Source organism: Alteromonas abrolhosensis, assembly GCF_001953635.1.
Taxonomy (GTDB): Bacteria; Pseudomonadota; Gammaproteobacteria; order Enterobacterales; family Alteromonadaceae; genus Alteromonas; species Alteromonas abrolhosensis.
In genome coordinates this window covers 1-16294 of the sequence record NZ_MEJH01000022.1, presented here as the reverse complement: position 1 = coordinate 16294, position 16294 = coordinate 1, and the positions used below count along the sequence as shown (strand labels likewise).

The following is a 16294-nucleotide window of genomic DNA, read 5'->3' as shown; positions in this document are numbered from 1 at the left end:
TGTCTAGGAAAGGAAACTGTTTAGACAATGCCGTTGCAGAGAACTTCTTCGGCATATTAAAAACTGAGATGTATCACAATGAAACGTTCAAAGATGCGAATGAGCTCATTGAAAACATCAAAGAATATATTGATTACTACAACAACGAACGCATTAAGCTAAAACTAAAAGGCCTGAGTCCGATACAATATCGAAATCAGGCCTTGGTTGCCGCTTAGAAATGAGTCCAACTTAATGGGGTCACTTCATACACCGCCTTTCGTCCAATTTTATTTAGGTCACTTGTTTAAAACAACGCTCTCACACCCAGCGTGAAGTTTCTACCTGGAAGCGGTGCTTGGTCTTTTAAGAAAGAAGTATGAACACGCGCCTCTTCGTCTGTTAGGTTATCACCACGTGCAAACAATACCCAGTCTACACCCTGTGTAGCGAACTCGTATTGAACACTCGCATTAACCAGCGTATAGCCATCGGTTGCGGTTTCAAATGATGCCACATCATTTTGATCGTCATACCAGGTGAAGCCCACATCAGCACTTAAGCCGTCGCTTACGTAGCTCAGTTCACTACCAAATCGCATAGGGGGTGTGCGCGGAAGGTTATCATCTTCAATCTCGGCGCGGATGTAGTCGCCGAAAACGGTTAAGCGTAGCGTATTGGTCAAGTCTACGTACGTTTCTGCTTCAAAACCCCAAATGTCTGCGTTGGCCTGTTGGAAGTAGTACACAGGCAAGCCTTCTTCATCGCTATGCGCTTCTTCACCGTCTAGAACATCTTCCTCATGCTCATCGTGTTCTTCATGCTCGCTCAGCGCAATTAAGCCAGTGCTCGTTTGGAAGATATAATCATCTGCCTTGTTATAGAAGAACGACGCACTGTAGCCCCAATTTCCGGTGAATTTGCGGAAAGTAATATCTAAGTTCGTACTTACTTCCTCTTTAACACCTTTAAGCGTTTCCTCAATATGACCTTCCTCGTCCATGTCGAAAACTAGACCCACTTCATAGCTTTGAGTTGCTAAATGCTGCCCCGCCGAGAAAAGCTCTTGCTGGCTAGGTGCACGTTCGCTACGAGACAAGGTAACGGCAACCGAATAGCCTTCTAAGTATTCCCAGTTAGCGCCAGCAGAAAGTGATAAGCTGGTAAAGTCGTAGTCAGGGAAGTCAAAAGCTAAAGCGTGTGCTTCATGCTCTTCGCCCTCATGCTCATCTTCGTGCTCTTCCCCTTCATGTTCCTCACCTTCATGCATCACCTCTAGCTCCACTTCGCTAGCATCTGCATCTAAGGTTGTGTGCTCAAGGCGGCCGCCAAGTTCAAATGTGACGCTGCCTACCTTCTTTTGCTCAATAAGATAAAGCGCGTAACCCGACGTAGTATTTGCAGGCGTAAAAGCTTCCTCACCCACAGCATCGTAGTCGCTATGATTAAACTGAATACCGAACACGCCATGCCACCCATTCACTTCTTCGTGGTAGGCAGATAATCGAATATCGCTCGACTCGTTCGTAAATACAGTACCAGGCTCACCATCTTCTATTTCGGCGTGTTGGTAATCTGTGAAAGCTGCCGCGAACTTCACGTTCGTTAGGCCACGAATGGGAGAGTGCCATTCACCCGCAGCCTGGTAGCGCGTCATATCGACATCGAGTAATACACCTTCTGCGCTATGGACTTCATGCTCTTCGCCATCAAGCTCTTCTTCATGGTCTTCATGTTCCTCTTCCCCATGACCGTGGCTATGACCAGGTACACCATATTTGTTGTCGAGTTGCTCAACAGCGAACCCGAAGTACCCTTCTTCAGCCACATAAGATAAACCTGCAACGACATTGCGTGTTTCCATCGCGCTGCTTTCTAAAACACCGTTGGGTTCATCTTCATCGGGATTGGTAGATGCAAAACCGGGAATGTCTGCGTTATCTGTATCGCGGTAAAACCCGTCTACATGCCATACAATATTCCCGCTGCCCCCAGTTACATCAGCACGGGTGTACGAACCATTGTTAACTGTACTGAAGCTGGTTTCTGCCTCACCTTCTACGCCGTCTAGCTGGTATTGAGGTATGCGCTTATCAACTACGTTCACCACACCGCCAATAGCACCGCTGCCGTATTGGAGCGTTGCCGGACCGCGAAGTACTTCCACCTGGGTGGCACTAGAAAGTGTGGTGGCGACATTGTGGTCTGGACCCACACGAGACACATCAGAAACATCTAAGCCGTTTTGAACAATCTTTACCCGGGGACCATCACTTCCTCGAATGACCGGGCTGCTTGAAACGGGGCCAAAGTAGGTACTATGTACACCCGGTGCATTTTTCAGTGTTTCACCTAAGGTTGGCGCTTCAATTTTACGTAGCTTCTCAGCGCCAATTACTGTCACTGGTGTTACCGACTCTAACACTGACGATTGAAGCGCGTTTGCGGTAACAACAATGTTCTCAACAGAAGAGGGTTCTAATACAAAATCAACGTTCTGATCGCTATTGACGTCACCTAAGTCGTTATCTCCATGAATATAGTTCGAAGAATAGACATGCAGGTGAATGTGAGGCTGCTTAACATCATCAAATCGATAAATACCGTTTTCATCGGTGTAAGCTACGCGACGGGTGCCTTCTATTTTGACTTCGGCTCCTGCAACAGGTTGGCCTGCGGTATCCGTGATTTTTCCCGTTACTGTGGTGGCATGCACAGGCGCACTTAACAGCCCTGCTATGGATAAACTTAGCAGCGAACGCATTTTCATGGGTATTCCTCTGTGGATGTTATAACATTATTTGGTGATGTTATAACATTTTAGCTATTACCCATTGCTTGTCAACCGCTGCTTTACTCACTTAATCTCATGTTTTTGCAATTTAATCGGACGCGCCTACTGAAACCCAGGGTTTAAGAAATTCATAGCTTATGGGGCACGAAGGTACTAGGCCCTACTCACTGTGAAATTGATCACTTCTTGAATATGCTTCGCGTTGATTTTAAGCATTAACAGCCTGTCGATGCCCAGCGCCACGCCGGCACAGGCAGGCAAACCTGCATCAAGTGCACTTAAGAAGTTCTCATCAATAGGCTTAGTGGGAAGGCCATGTTCTTCGCGCTTTCTGTTATCCGTTTCAAAACGCAGTCGCTGCTCTTTTGCTGCACTGAGCTCATTAAACCCATTGGCGAGTTCAGCGCCTTGGTAATACACCTCAAATCGCTCGGCAACGCGTTCGTCATCAGAGCTTAGCTTTGCAAGTGCTGCTTGAGAAGCAGGAAAGTCGTAAATAAAACACGGCTTTTCGATGCCTATTTTGGGCTCGATAGCATAGCTGAATAATAGCTGTAGTTTGCTGTCATAACTGAGGCTTTGCGGCGCGTGAATATCTATGTTCTGCTCTTCCATTACCTTAAGCAACACGTCGTCATCGGCAGTTAATGGGTCAATGTTCAAATAGGTTTGAAAAGCTTGCTGATAAGTCATCTTGTCGGCTGGAGCTGTCGCCAGTGTTTCTTGCAATAAAGCGTCGACCTCGTCCATTAATGCAAAATGATCAAAGCCCAAGCGGTACCACTCTAGCATGGTAAACTCAGGGTTGTGCCAGCGGCCTTCCCCTTCATGGCGAAACGCTTTACACACTTGATAAATACTACCGCTGTCAGCGCATAGTAACCGCTTCATGGCATATTCAGGTGATGTTTGAAGATACAGCTTAGCGGGTTTCCCCAACGAGGCAAAATTGAATTGTGTATCGAACGCGTCTAAATGCTCATCGGTAACCGTACCGTTTGAAAGTAAAGGCGTATCTACCTCTAGAACGTTTCGTGCGTAAAAAAACTCACGTATTGTTCTGAGTAATTCTGCTCGCGCAACACGCGCTTCATGAGTGGTAGTAGGCTGCCAAGATTGCATGTGTCCAAACCTAAGAAGAATAGCTAAAACAAAAAACCGGTACACAAAGGCACCGGCTTTACACGTAAACAGAATGTCTCAGATACTATTTTTGTGCGCGAGACACGTATTCGCCAGAGCGCGTATCTACACGGATAACTTCGCCGGTTTGAACGAATAGAGGTACGCGAACAACTGCACCAGTGCTCAGCGTTGCTGGCTTACCGCCTGTACCCGCTGTATCACCTTTAAGACCAGGATCAGTTTCAGTGATCTCTAGCTCAACAAAGTTTGGTGGCGTAACCGTGATAGGTGAACCGTTCCACAATGTAATGGTACAAACGTCGTTTTCTACCAACCACTTTTTATTCTCACCCACTGCTTTTTCGTCTGCAGCGATTTGTTCGAATGTATCGTTGTTCATAAAGTGGTAGAATTCGCCGTCGGTGTACAAGTAGGCAAGCTCCGTATCCATTACGTCAGCGCCTTCTACTGATTCACCTGAGCGGAAAGTTTTCTCTAAAACTTTACCTGAAATAAGCTTGCGGATTTTTACGCGGTTAAACGCTTGGCCCTTACCCGGCTTTACGTATTCGTTTTCTAGAATGTTGCAAGGTTCGCCGTCCAGCATGATTTTCAGGCCGCCTTTGAACTCGTTAGTGCTGTAATTAGCCATAATTCCTCTGTCTAAACATAAGGTACAAAAAGTTTCGTGGAACAAATAATACCTAAAAAACCGATTTCTGTAGAGCATAACTGGCAAAAAGAATTAGCAAGTAGCTTTACCGATCCTGCAAAGCTGTTGCAACACTTAGGTTTAGACCAAGAAAAATACGCCCAACACATTAAAGCGCGTCGACTTTTTCCTATGCGTGTTCCACGACATTTTGTGGAACTGATGGAGAAAGGCAATCCACACGACCCGCTTTTTTTACAAGTTATGCCGCTCAGCGACGAATTTCTAACATCACCAGGCTATAGCGAAGACCCGTTAGACGAGCACGATACAGCAGGCAAAGGCATATTGCACAAATACGATTCTCGCGTGTTGCTGATGGTTCGCACCGGCTGTGCAGTAAACTGCCGTTACTGTTTTCGCCGCCATTTTCCTTACGCCGATAATGCGGTAAGCAAACACCAATGGCTTGATGTGCTTGATTACCTTCGCAATAACAGCCAAATAAATGAGGTGATTTTCTCAGGCGGCGACCCACTGATGGCAAAAGACGATCATCTGTCGTGGCTAGCCAACGAAATTGCCGCTATTGCCCACATAAAACGCCTACGTATTCACAGCCGTCTGCCGGTAGTGCTACCAGAAAGAATAAGTCAAGATTTTGTTGAATGGTTTACCGCGTTACCCTTGCAAAAAGTGCTGGTGCTGCATGCGAACCACGCCAATGAGATGTCAGAAACGTTGAAAGCGCGTTTAAATACATTGCGAGAAAAGGGCGTGACCTTGCTCAATCAATCGGTATTGCTAAAAGGAATAAATGACTCTGCCGATACAATTAGTGATTTAAGCGAAACGCTGTTTGAAGCCGGGGTGTTACCCTATTATTTGCACGTTTTAGATAAAGTACAGGGTGCGAGCCACTTTTATGTGAGTGACGATAAAGGCCGAGCAATTATGGAAGAAGCGATAAAGCGCCTGCCGGGCTTTTTGGTGCCAAAACTGGTGAGAGAAATTGGCGGTCAACCCGGCAAAACGCCTATCGACTTAAAGTTGCATCCCTAACTTACGCGAAGGTATCGACGTTGGCGCCTAACGCGGGGTTTGAAGATGACGATTTTGGTACGTCAGAAGCTGATTCCAGCAACTGAAGCGACGCTTGTCCCTCTTGCTCTTGTTGGCTTTTAGCCAACTTAAGAGAGGCCAACTCAAGTGACGCACCGGACGTTCCAGAGGCACTAGTACCTTGTAGATCCATACCATTTTCCTTTGTTGCTTGTAGCAAAGTAAAAAAATGGGCAGAATTGCCCACCTTTACGGCGTGTTGTGCATTACGTAACCAACAAGCTTCGTAATTTACAACAGTCTTTAGGTTATCGGCCTTGAAAGACGAAACTTTAATCATTATTTACCGAGTGGCATTTATTGTGGCAACAATCATAGCCACGGGATTTATACGTAAACATAAAGTGTGCGGGCAATGCGTACCCTTAACACTCAGAAACAAAAGGCGCGATCATGCAACAAAGCCAAGAGATGCAAGCTGTTCATCAACAACTTCAGGAAACCATTCAAACGTTACACCGCAAAGCTGTTGATGCTGACCAGATATTAGATAATTTACAGCGCGATCAAAAAGGTAAGTTTGCAGCAGTGTTTGCTGATGACAGCGGGTTTACCACATCAGCCAAACGATTCGGTCCCTATGTACAAGAAATTGCCAGCGACTGGCAAGCGCTAAAAGAACTGGATGACGATGCGGCTAAACAAGCTCTGGCGCCACTGGTTAAAAAGATAGAATTGGCGTTGGTGACCATTGCGCAATTTCAGCAATCTCTATCTAAAAGCTAGCTCGTACTAAATTTAATAACGAAAAGCCCGCTTTATTTGCGGGCTTTTTTTGAACTAGCTTCTCACTTACGGCGCACTCTCACGCCTTACCGCTTATTTTTGATAAAGCGGCAGTAAGCGAATTCTGCGTTTAATTTCCTCGACTTCTTTTAAGTACGCTTCACTGTCTACCCGTTGATATTGTTCGGTAAACGCTTGCTTACTTAAGCCTTCAGGCAGCCCATCGATAGGCGGGATGATTTCAAGCTCACTTTGAATGCGCGCAATCGCGTTTTGCACTTCCATTGCAGTATTTGGATGGGTAGCAACTTTTGCAAACTCAGTACCCGACATATCAGCTGCCAGGTCGACAAAGCTATAGCCAGAGCCACCATTACCGCGGTCCATGAGTTCTTTAAACTCGCCAATTGCTAGGGACATGCCTTGTTCCGCCAACAATTCCAATGCAGCAGAAATAATAAAATGACGAGCCAAATCGTTGCGCTTGTGCAGCACGGCGCCTCTACGCGGTTTTAACGCCTTTTCGGCATCTGGCTGGATGTCGCCCACCAAAGTTCCAACTCTATGGTGTCCAACATAAACCGCCAACGCGAGAATTACCGCATTGTTATGAAGCACGGCATCTTGCGGTGTTTGACTTTGCTCTCGCGCTCGTGCCATTCCCTCACGTAAGTACTCAATAAGGGATACCGGTTTGTTCGAGAGGGCTATTTCTCTTCCAGACAAATAACGTAAGTAGTATGCAGATAATTGCTGAAGCTCGGTTTGTTCGCTTACCGACATATTAGAAGCCACCACGTTTAACTCGCTTAGCAGCTCATCTAAACGCCCGACATCTAAAGTAAGCTCACCGCTTCGCATCGTCACACGCTCAACCCGCGACAGCGCAATGGTGGCTATCTCTGATTGGGTATATGAGTTAACTGTGCGCTCGATAAAGCGAAGTAAAAAACGCCCCGGAATGGTTAAATCGCCAACTTGGACTTGCTCAATGCGTAAGCTATTGCCAGGCAGCACCAAGGCCGATGCGTTAACATAATAACCCGTGTTACCAATAGCGTACGTGACGTTAATCGTCCCCGCTAATGGGGTAATATTTACCACGCCTTTAAAGTCAGGTAATGCGCGCTGCAACACACCCACTAAGCTTTCGACTTGGGTTTCGGTGAGCGTAACTTGGTGGCCCTCTTCCCGCCGGGAAAACGCCTGTTGAAGCTGAGCTAGTAGCTCGTTCACACTATCAGCACCATCAAGCTGTGTGGGCGCTGTCGATGCGACTAATGGCGTTTTTTGCACAGCCATAACCGTAACCGTAGCAACGCTTACTACAAGCAGAACAACAATGATGGCAAAAGTAATCAAAAGCCATTTTACGCTACGCAATATCATGAGAAATCAGCTGTACCTGTCATAATAATTAATAAAAAATAAGTTAGCGCCCTCTGGCATTCTTCGCGGTAAAACAAAGAACGTTACGCCCTAACGTGCTGGTTATACTACGTTATCTATTTTCGCGCCACCAGTGACAAGTGGCACGACAAGTCGGTAATTAATCTCCACTGCATTCGCTAAGAAACGAGTTCGCCATTCACCCAGTCCTTCAAGCTTGTATACCGCACTGTAGCGCCAGACAAGTCATGGTGTTTTGACAAATCCGTGGGTATCACAACGCAGGCTAGGTTTGCAGCAAGTGCCGCTGTCATGCCGGTTTGCGTGTCTTCAATTGCTACACATTCATCTGGAATTTTTCCTAGCTTGTCCATTGCAAGCGCGTAACAGTCAGGTGCTGGTTTGCTGTTTTCAACGTCTTCAACGGCAACCACGCAAGATATATAAGCACTCAAATCATATTGAGATAAGGTTTTTTCCACCGACTTTTTACTTCCCCCAGTCACAATGCCAATGGTATAGCCTTTGTTTGCACATTGTTTAATAGCTTCCTTAGCAAACGGCATTAAGGGGAAAGCTTGCTTGTCTAAGTAGTCGCTAATGCTTTTGTGTTTTTGCTGTGCCAGCTGCTGCGGCGATATATCGATATTAAAATGTTCGACGAGATCGACAGCATTTTGCTTTACTGGAATACCCGCCATCACTTCGCAATAAAAATCTTCGCTTAGTTCAACATCGTACTTCAGCAAAATGTCTTTCCACAGGTCAAAATGTACGGATTCTGAGTCAATAAGGGTACCGTCGTGATCAAATAGTAGCGTTGTGGTTTTATCGCTTACCGCTAACTGGCGTGTTGATGAAGAAACTGAATGCAATGCCAAAATAAACCTCCTTGCTAATTTAAAGTTAAAGTTGAGAAAATATATTGGGTGCCATCGATACCGCAAAAACGATAACACCCCTAGACCCTGCTACAGTGCTTTGTTGATGGTGATTGTTTTCATGCCATATGTCAGAACATATGCAAGAACAGTATGCCAGAACGGTGCCAGTCCTGTGATACACTGAGTCTTTCACGAATTAGAACATTTCCAACGTGGAGCGAATTGGGTGCTTTACCACATACTAGGTTTTGCCAGTGCTGCGCTATTTTTACTGACATGGTTAGGATTATGGTCACAAATTAAGGCCATGACGCGCTATCAACTGCACGTTACAAGCGACAATGATGATGCCAACCACAGTCTGTCACTTAACCAATTTGGCTCTAGCTATTTCGCGTTCTTCTCTATTTTCCTGTTCGGTATTTCAGTCGAGCCATTCAACCATTACTTGGTGTGGACACGATTTGGCGCGCTCATACTTACGCTCATTATCATTTGGAAAATATGGCAGCACAGGCGTACTAAAATTTCAGGTTACGTTGCCGCTGTTGCCCTGCTAGCTCTCATTGGCGGCACACTTTCCATTGCATTTCGCCCCTTCCCAATGCTTGCTCAGCTTGGCGCAAACACCTTAATGCTGGTCGTAACCGTCATCTTATTTCAAGGGTCTCTGCATCAATGGCTTGTACTGCAGCGCAGACAAAAAGTAGGCTCTCTGTCATTTTCGTTGTTTCGCAATATCTTGATAAAAGACGTTAGCACTTTACTGTTTGGGCTAACAATGCCATTAAGCCAAAGCTGGCCGCTGCTTATCTTAAATGGTACGAGCGTAATTATGCGCGGAAGTATTTTGTTGCAGATGCACAAACTAAAACGCCGAGAACTTCCCGTGTCAGGGTAGTTTCTCGGCGTTTCAACATTAAACTATTAAGCAGAGTGTTCGGCACACGCTTCTGTGAACAACATTAAAGTGGCGCGTTACAGTACCACTTCAGCCATATTACCTTTGCTTTCGAGCCATATTTTACGGTCGCCAGAACGCTTCTTAGCAAGCAGCATGTCCATCAGCTCCATCATTTCTTCAGCGTCTTCAATGGTCAGCTGAACAAGTCGACGGGTATTCGGATCCATGGTTGTTTCGCGAAGCTGTAGCGGGTTCATTTCACCCAAGCCTTTAAAGCGCTGTACGTTGACTTTACCGCGTTTTTTCTCCGCTTCAATTCGGTCAAGGATGCCCTGCTTCTCGCCTTCATCTAGCGCGTAGTACACCTCTTTGCCCACATCTATTCTAAATAGCGGCGGCATAGCAACATACACATGGCCTTGCTCTACCAAGGTTCTGAAGTGCCGAACAAAGAGCGCACATAATAAGGTAGCAATGTGTAGCCCATCAGAGTCAGCATCGGCAAGAATACAAATTTTACCGTAACGCAAACCAGACAGGTCGGTTGAATCTGGGTCGATACCCAGCGCAACTGAAATGTCGTGAATTTCCTGTGATGCCAGCACTTGAGAAGAGTCGACTTCCCAGCTGTTCAGGATTTTACCGCGCAGCGGCATAATTGCTTGAAACTCTCGGTCTCGCGCTTGCTTGGCCGAGCCACCCGCCGAGTCACCCTCTACTAAAAACAGTTCAGAGTAAGAAATATCTTGCGATGAGCAGTCGGTCAGTTTGCCTGGTAGTGCAGGCCCTTGGGTAACCTTTTTACGCGCAACTTTTTTGGTTTGACGCAGACGGCGCTGTGCATTGTTGATACACATTTCAGCAAGGGCTTCAGCAATTTCAGTGTGTTGGTTTAACCAAAGGCTGAATGCGTCTTTCACTACACCTGATACAAACGCGCTGGCCTGACGTGAAGACAGGCGTTCTTTGGTCTGCCCTGCAAACTGTGGGTCCTGCATTTTAGTCGATAGGATATAGGCACAGCGGTCCCAAATATCATCAGGCGATAACTTAACGCCACGGGGCATTAAGTTTCTAAATTCGCAGAATTCGCGCATTGACTCCAGTAAGCCTTGGCGCAACCCGTTAACGTGTGTACCGCCTTGCGCTGTAGGAATAAGGTTAACGTAGCTTTCCGTTACCAAATCACCACCTTCAGGCAACCACATTACAGCCCAATCGGCGGCTTCTGTATTGCCGCTGAATGTACCCACAAACGGCGTGTCAGACGGTAAGGTTTCAAACTCTTCTACCGCTTGGTAGAGGTAGTCTTTGAGGCCGTCTTCGTAATACCACTCTTGGCTTTCTTTGGTAATCTTGTTGTCGAAACGAATGCGCAGACCCGGGCTTAATACCGCTTTAGCGCGCAAGTTGTGCACAAGTCGGCTGGCTGAGAATTTTGCCGAGTCGAAATATTGCGGGTCAGGCCAAAAGTGAACACGGGTGCCTGTATTGCGTTTACCGCAGGTATCGATAACTTGTAAGTCTTCGACTTTGTCGCCGTTTTCAAAGGAAATTTGGTATACGTTACTGTCTCTTCGAATAGTCACTTCTACGCGGGTTGAAAGCGCGTTAACTACCGAGATCCCCACCCCGTGAAGACCACCAGAGAAGGCATAGTTTTTATTTGAAAACTTACCACCTGCGTGAAGTTTACATAGAATAAGCTCTACGCCTGATATGCCCTCTTCAGGGTGAATATCTACCGGCATACCACGACCATCGTCGATAACTTCTAACGATTGGTCTTCATGCAAAATTACTTTGATATTAGAGGCGTGCCCAGCTAGCGCTTCATCCACACTGTTATCGATGACTTCCTGACCCAAATGATTCGGGCGGGTAGTGTCGGTATACATACCAGGGCGGCGTTTTACGGGGTCGAGGCCGTTTAAAACCTCGATAGCATCTGAATTGTATTGATTTGACATAGTTATGGTTGTTATTTAAGCCAGCGACAAAGAAAGAGGTACGCAGCACTAAAGTTAGCTATAGTAACTACAGTTAGCATAGCGCCGCACAGCAATATGTTTGATGTTAGCAGGGCTAGTAAAGACTGGCAATGCGCTTATTTCAGCAAAAATTCGGCAATAGCAGGCAAGTGATTTTCGTAGCCTACAAAGCTGTGATCGCCACCCTCTTCAATAACCAGGTGACTTTGCGCGTACTTTTCTTCAGCCAAACGGTAATCCAGTGTTTCATCTTCTGTCTGAAGCAACACCTTGTAACTGTTTGGTTCTTTGATTGACGTTGCTTCTAACGCTTGAATTACCCCTATATCGCTTTCAACTATTTCAAACTTTTCCTTGCTGTAAGGATTTTCATGAGTGCCGATAAAGCCTTGCAACAGCTCGTAGGGGCGAACTGCAGGGTTAATTAACACCGCTTTGCCTCCAAATTTTTCAAGCAAAAACGTAGAGAGATAGCCCCCCATTGAACTACCAATAAGCTTCAGCCCGTTTTCAAGCAGAGCCGGTGTGTTTTCAATAAGTGAAATTAGCTGGTCTTCTACTTTACTGGGGAAATTAGACAGCTCTGGAATATGTAGGGTAACGTTTGCGTGATGCTGCTCAAAATACGCTTTTGTGGCTTGCGCCTTGATGGATTTCGGCGAACTTAAAAAGCCGTGAAGATATAAAATGTGCTGCATGTTTTTCTCTATTCTGTGTTCTCTGTTTCTATATTTAATATGAACTCGATGAGAGTTCAAAACTGTTCTTAACGCCAAATACTTCCAAAACAGCCACGCTTAAGCAAAGAGCGCGAAAGCTAAACCCGAACAACTTTAACGTCCACCGTGCCATCATCGATTAAGCTCAACACCTGATACCCTGGCGCTTCATTGCTAACACCGAATTCGGGACGCATTTCCCATTGCCAACAGGTAGATGGGCTTGCGTAAGAGCGCGTTTTGTTCACTCCTATTTGCTGGCGCAATGGCGAATGCACATGGCCGTGAATGACAGCTTTCACTTGTGGATGTTCGTCTATTAACGCGGCTATCTGTTGCCCGTTAGCTAACGAGTGCTTATCCATCCAGCTGTTTGAAGGCAATATGTGGTGATGAAGTGCAACGAGATGATTGGCCTGTGGTGACCTAATTAGCGCTTGTTCTAGCGCCTGTATATCGCTTTCTTTTACTTCCCCGGCTGCCGTTTGCTTATTGGTTATAGCGCGGGTATCCAGGCCGTGTATTTGCCAATTGGGAAAGCTTATCGGGTTATTGCTCTTTAAATGACGGCTGCCAAGATATTTTTCAAAGTACGGATTATTATCGTGATTACCCGCCAGCACAAACCATTCTATATTTGCTGGCTCAATATATTGCTCCATCAATGCAATAAAATGCTCGTAGCTCTCAGGTGAATTATCGCCGCTAATATCCCCAGTCACCAACACAATTACTTGATGCTTTGCCCTCTGTTCTGGCTCGCTGGCAGCTTTTTGAGCAACGTAATTTTTAATATCAGCGCTATCAACAACATATTCTCGAACGCTACTGAGCACGCGTGCTAGCGATTTATAGGGCGCTATACCCGCATACCCCGTTTTATTTTTATATTTCAGTAAGTGGCAATCACTGAGTTGTATAAGTGTAATCACGCTTCAGAGGTAACGTTTGAGGAGTGTTGCAAACAGAAGTTTAGCCACTCAGCTAAAAAGATGTTCACCATATGCTTTTCGTTGCGCTGGCGCATCTTTAAGTTCGGATACTCGTACGAGGGTTCGAGCGCCCCCGTATTTTGGCTATTGATGACTTCAGCCATGCGAGCGTCGTGATATAAGCGTACCGTCATACTAGGCGTTAAGTAAGACGGCATGTCTTTCGTGGTTTGCTTAATGCTTAACGTACTGGTGTAGCGAGCAGACTCCACAATGCGTATTTCATAAGACAGGCCCACTCCTACCGAAAATTCATAGCTCAAATCTTCCGTATCGCAATCAGGCAAAATTCTTAGAACATGGGAGTAGTTCAGTTCGCAAAGCGCCTGCATGGAAGGAAGATGAGGTACATATTTTCGTTGGTTGCGTTGAGTCACGATGTCTGCCACTGCTCCAGAAGTTGTGTTTTGTGCATAAAGAACCATTGTAGCGCAATTACCGCTGCGGCGTTGTCAATATGGCCATTTTCCAGCCATTCAAGGGCGGTATTCTCCTTAATACGATGCACTTTGATATCTTCAGACTCGCTATCTAAGCCGTGAATACCGTGTGCTTGGCTAGCATCAGTCTTTGCTATAAAAATATGTAATCTTTCGGTCGTACCGCCAGGGCTTGATAAATAGCTTAACGCCTTCGTTAATTTGTCTAACGTAATGCCCGCCTCTTCCATAGACTCTCTATGACAAACTGATTCCTGAGTTTCTCCCTCATCAATCATACCGGCAATAATTTCTATCAACCAAGGACTTGAAGATGTGGCTAATGCCCCAATTCTAACTTGCTCAATTAGCACGAATTCTTGAAGAACAGGATCGTAGGGTAAGACTCCCACCGCGTGACCGCGTTCGAATATCTCTCGCGTGACCGTGTCGCTCCATTCTCCATTGAAGCACTTGTGCTTAAATTGATACTGATTCATGGTAAAGAAACCACGATACACTGGCTTAATGTCGGTAATTTCGACGTCATTTGAGGTAAATGAAAGGAATTCCTTGCTCATTTGCTGACACTTATGGTTCAAATAGATTTATCATACATAGTACATTTACACACCAACCATGTATACGCATGAAAAATGCGGTACGGCGTGTGAGCGAATAACAGAAAACTCATATTACAAGTCGTCTATTACTATAATAATCGCGTGGGTAGATCACATATTCTGTTACAGTTAATCGAATACTGTTACGAGTTTGGACTTTCGGTTTGTGGTTGAATTTTCATACACTTGGTTTTAATAAGTCGTCTTAACGAATAAACGACGACGCAACTTGAACACAACAGGAAGACGTAAGCATGAAACGAACACTTCTGTCGCTAGTTATCGGTGTTTCGATGACAACTGGTGCGCTAGCCGATGACCTAATGCAGGTATATCAACAAGCACTGGCGAACGATCCATTGGTAAACCAAGCGAAAGCGCAACGTGATGCTGCGTTCGAAGGTATCAGTCTTAGCCGCGCAAGCCTACTACCCCAAATCTCAGGCTCTATGGGTTACACCCAATCTGAATCAGAACGCTTCCAACAAGCGGCCGGTGACAATGGTCTGCAAGTATTCACAACGGATACTGAAGTAGACACGCTTAATTACGGTCTATCACTTTCAATGTCCTTATACGACCACGCTAACTGGTTGGGTTTAGACCGTGCAGAGAAAGTGGCTGAGCAAAGCGATGCGCAACTTGCTGCCAGTATGCAGGACGTAATTGTTCGAACAGTAACTGCATACTTTGACGTATTACGTGCACGAGACAATGTAGAATTTGTAGGTGCTGAAAAACGCGCTATTGAGCGTCAGCTTGAGCAAACTCGCCAACGCTTTGAGGTAGGCCTAACGGCTATTACTGACGTGCACGAAGCGCAAGCAAACTACGACAGTACAGTAGCTCAGGAAATCCAAGCGAAAAACCAGCTTGAGTTTGCCCTTGAAGCACTTCGCGTTATTACTGGTAAATATCACGACCGTCTATTCGGTTTAAATACTGAGAACTTCTCAGCGACTATGCCAGTACCAGCTACCGTTGACAGCTGGCTAGAAACTGCACAAGACAAAAACCTTGCGCTATTAGTTGACCGTTTAGCAATGGACGTAGCTAAAGAAGATATTGCTATTGCACGCTCAGGTCACCTACCAACGCTATCACTGTCTGGCAGCTACGGCCGTTCAAAAGACGATGTTGATGCTGAGGTATTAAATGACGATGGCTCTACAACGCCATTTGGATATGAAACCCCTTATCTAGATAGCCAGTCTATTGGCATCACGCTGAACGTACCTATTTACCAGGGCGGTAGCGTTAGTGCGCAGACGTCACAGGCAAAGTACAACTACATCGCAGCTAGCCAAGCAGCAGAACAAACGTATCGTCAAACAGTACAGTCGGTTCGCAGCTCGTTCAATAACGTTAAAGCGTCTATCTCAACCATTCGCGCCCTTGAACAGTCAGTGGTTTCAGCAGACAGTGCATTAAAAGCTACCGAAGCTGGGTTTGATGTCGGTACACGTACTATTGTTGACGTACTGGACAGCACTCGTAACTTGTTTGACGCCCGTCGTAATTTGGCTGGTGCCCGCTATGACTTTATTCAGTCAGTAATTACGCTTAAGCAAGCGGCAGGTACGTTGACAGGTGAAGATGTGGCTATGATCAACCGCGGCCTTAAGCCAGCAGAAACCAACACCAATGATTAGCATTGGATAGTTGAGCGTTTAGTACATGCTCAATAGTGAAAGAAAGGGTAGCCTATGCTGCCCTTTTTTATGCCTGTGACCCATCCTAAATAGCGTTGACACTTTTCAAACTTAATTTGGAGAGTGTAATGAAATCAAATAGCAAAAGAACTCAACGCGATTATTCCCTCGCTTTTAAATTGGCTGTTGTAGACCAAGTTGAAAAAGGCGAATTCACATATAAACAAGCACAAGACCACTACGGAATTCAGGGGTGTTCAACGGTTTTAGTTTGGCTTCGTAAGCATGGTCGTCTAAATTGGACGGATGGAACACCTAAGTTT

The 16294-nt window shown here is 45.8% G+C and carries 16 protein-coding genes and 1 pseudogene; 6 read left to right on the top strand and 11 right to left on the bottom strand.

Annotation, left to right across the window (positions count from 1 at the left end; translation table 11 throughout):
• A partial coding sequence (locus BGK61_RS19130) for an IS3 family transposase (RefSeq protein ID WP_157888785.1) occupies positions 1–218 on the top strand: 218 nt, incomplete at its 5' end.
• 68 nt (positions 219–286) lie between these two features.
• On the opposite strand, the gene BGK61_RS19125 is transcribed toward BGK61_RS19130, so the two are convergent.
• The 3 genes from BGK61_RS19125 to efp all read right to left on the bottom strand — a co-directional run bounded on the left by BGK61_RS19125 (position 287) and on the right by efp (position 4550).
• On the bottom strand, positions 287–2749 hold the full coding sequence (locus BGK61_RS19125) for a TonB-dependent receptor (protein WP_014997273.1): 2463 nt from the start codon (positions 2747–2749) through the stop codon (positions 287–289).
• Between the two features lie 177 nt (positions 2750–2926).
• The gene (gene epmA, locus BGK61_RS19120; protein ID WP_157888802.1) at positions 2927–3895 is read right to left on the bottom strand and encodes an elongation factor P--(R)-beta-lysine ligase; all 969 of its coding nucleotides are present in this window, start codon (positions 3893–3895) and stop codon (positions 2927–2929) included.
• An 85-nt stretch (positions 3896–3980) separates the two neighbouring features.
• Positions 3981–4550, bottom strand: coding sequence for an elongation factor P (efp, locus tag BGK61_RS19115; protein ID WP_014975647.1), 570 nt, complete (start codon positions 4548–4550; stop codon positions 3981–3983).
• Positions 4551–4586: 36 nt separating this feature from the next.
• Between efp and epmB the strand changes: the two genes are divergently transcribed.
• Entirely contained in the window at positions 4587–5612 is a 1026-nt protein-coding gene (epmB, locus tag BGK61_RS19110; protein WP_076010837.1) for an EF-P beta-lysylation protein EpmB, read from the top strand.
• A 1-nt stretch (position 5613) separates the two neighbouring features.
• Here epmB and BGK61_RS19105 read toward each other — a convergent pair whose 3' ends face one another.
• Entirely contained in the window at positions 5614–5805 is a 192-nt protein-coding gene (locus BGK61_RS19105; protein ID WP_044556911.1) for a hypothetical protein, read from the bottom strand.
• 260 nt (positions 5806–6065) lie between these two features.
• Between BGK61_RS19105 and BGK61_RS19100 the strand changes: the two genes are divergently transcribed.
• Positions 6066–6398, top strand: coding sequence for a hypothetical protein (locus BGK61_RS19100; protein WP_083648647.1), 333 nt, complete (start codon positions 6066–6068; stop codon positions 6396–6398).
• Positions 6399–6491: 93 nt separating this feature from the next.
• On the opposite strand, the gene BGK61_RS19095 is transcribed toward BGK61_RS19100, so the two are convergent.
• Together BGK61_RS19095 and BGK61_RS19090 are read right to left on the bottom strand one after the other, a co-directional pair.
• Positions 6492–7787 carry a YfiM family lipoprotein gene (locus tag BGK61_RS19095; RefSeq protein ID WP_076010836.1) on the bottom strand — a complete coding sequence of 432 codons (1296 nt, stop codon included), beginning with the start codon at positions 7785–7787 and terminating at the stop codon, positions 6492–6494.
• A 179-nt stretch (positions 7788–7966) separates the two neighbouring features.
• Complete coding sequence (locus tag BGK61_RS19090) at positions 7967–8668, bottom strand: HAD family hydrolase (RefSeq protein ID WP_014997267.1); 702 nt, start codon at positions 8666–8668, stop codon at positions 7967–7969.
• Positions 8669–8897: 229 nt separating this feature from the next.
• Here BGK61_RS19090 and BGK61_RS19085 point away from each other — a divergent pair, with 229 nt between their 5' ends.
• Positions 8898–9572 (top strand): hypothetical protein, encoded by a 675-nt coding sequence (locus BGK61_RS19085; RefSeq protein WP_076010835.1) that lies wholly within the window; start codon positions 8898–8900, stop codon positions 9570–9572.
• A 77-nt stretch (positions 9573–9649) separates the two neighbouring features.
• Here the strand turns inward: BGK61_RS19085 and parE are convergent, their stop codons facing one another.
• The 5 genes from parE to nudF form a co-directional block, all read right to left on the bottom strand.
• Entirely contained in the window at positions 9650–11545 is a 1896-nt protein-coding gene (gene parE / locus BGK61_RS19080; protein ID WP_076010834.1) for a DNA topoisomerase IV subunit B, read from the bottom strand.
• A gap of 137 nt (positions 11546–11682) precedes the next feature.
• Complete coding sequence (locus BGK61_RS19075) at positions 11683–12264, bottom strand: YqiA/YcfP family alpha/beta fold hydrolase (RefSeq protein WP_014997264.1); 582 nt, start codon at positions 12262–12264, stop codon at positions 11683–11685.
• A 119-nt stretch (positions 12265–12383) separates the two neighbouring features.
• Positions 12384–13217, bottom strand: a complete 834-nt coding sequence (locus BGK61_RS19070) for a metallophosphoesterase (RefSeq protein WP_076010833.1) — start codon at positions 13215–13217, stop codon at positions 12384–12386.
• Positions 13214–13654: a DUF1249 domain-containing protein gene (locus BGK61_RS19065; protein ID WP_014975631.1), complete on the bottom strand. Its 441-nt coding sequence runs from the start codon at positions 13652–13654 to the stop codon at positions 13214–13216. The genes BGK61_RS19070 and BGK61_RS19065 overlap by 4 nt, the downstream gene beginning before the upstream one ends.
• Entirely contained in the window at positions 13651–14277 is a 627-nt protein-coding gene (gene nudF, locus BGK61_RS19060) for an ADP-ribose diphosphatase (protein ID WP_014997262.1), read from the bottom strand. Before nudF ends, BGK61_RS19065 begins: the two co-directional genes overlap by 4 nt.
• 296 nt (positions 14278–14573) lie before the next feature.
• On the opposite strand from nudF, the gene tolC reads away from it, so the two are divergent.
• Complete coding sequence (gene tolC, locus BGK61_RS19055) at positions 14574–15971, top strand: outer membrane channel protein TolC (RefSeq protein ID WP_076010832.1); 1398 nt, start codon at positions 14574–14576, stop codon at positions 15969–15971.
• Positions 15972–16099: 128 nt separating this feature from the next.
• Positions 16100–16294: pseudogene (locus BGK61_RS19050) on the top strand (IS3 family transposase); the annotation flags it as partial.

Coding starts and splice junctions, on each gene's coding strand:
- parE (WP_076010834.1), bottom strand. CDS start 11,545: ATGTCAAATCAATACAATTCAGATGCTATCGAGGTTTTAAACGGCCTC.
- BGK61_RS19075 (WP_014997264.1), bottom strand. CDS start 12,264: ATGCAGCACATTTTATATCTTCACGGCTTTTTAAGTTCGCCGAAATCC.
- BGK61_RS19095 (WP_076010836.1), bottom strand. CDS start 7,787: ATGATATTGCGTAGCGTAAAATGGCTTTTGATTACTTTTGCCATCATT.
- efp (WP_014975647.1), bottom strand. CDS start 4,550: ATGGCTAATTACAGCACTAACGAGTTCAAAGGCGGCCTGAAAATCATG.
- BGK61_RS19100 (WP_083648647.1), top strand. CDS start 6,066: ATGCAACAAAGCCAAGAGATGCAAGCTGTTCATCAACAACTTCAGGAA.
- BGK61_RS19125 (WP_014997273.1), bottom strand. CDS start 2,749: ATGAAAATGCGTTCGCTGCTAAGTTTATCCATAGCAGGGCTGTTAAGT.
- epmA (WP_157888802.1), bottom strand. CDS start 3,895: ATGCAATCTTGGCAGCCTACTACCACTCATGAAGCGCGTGTTGCGCGA.
- BGK61_RS19105 (WP_044556911.1), bottom strand. CDS start 5,805: ATGGATCTACAAGGTACTAGTGCCTCTGGAACGTCCGGTGCGTCACTT.
- nudF (WP_014997262.1), bottom strand. CDS start 14,277: ATGAGCAAGGAATTCCTTTCATTTACCTCAAATGACGTCGAAATTACC.
- tolC (WP_076010832.1), top strand. CDS start 14,574: ATGAAACGAACACTTCTGTCGCTAGTTATCGGTGTTTCGATGACAACT.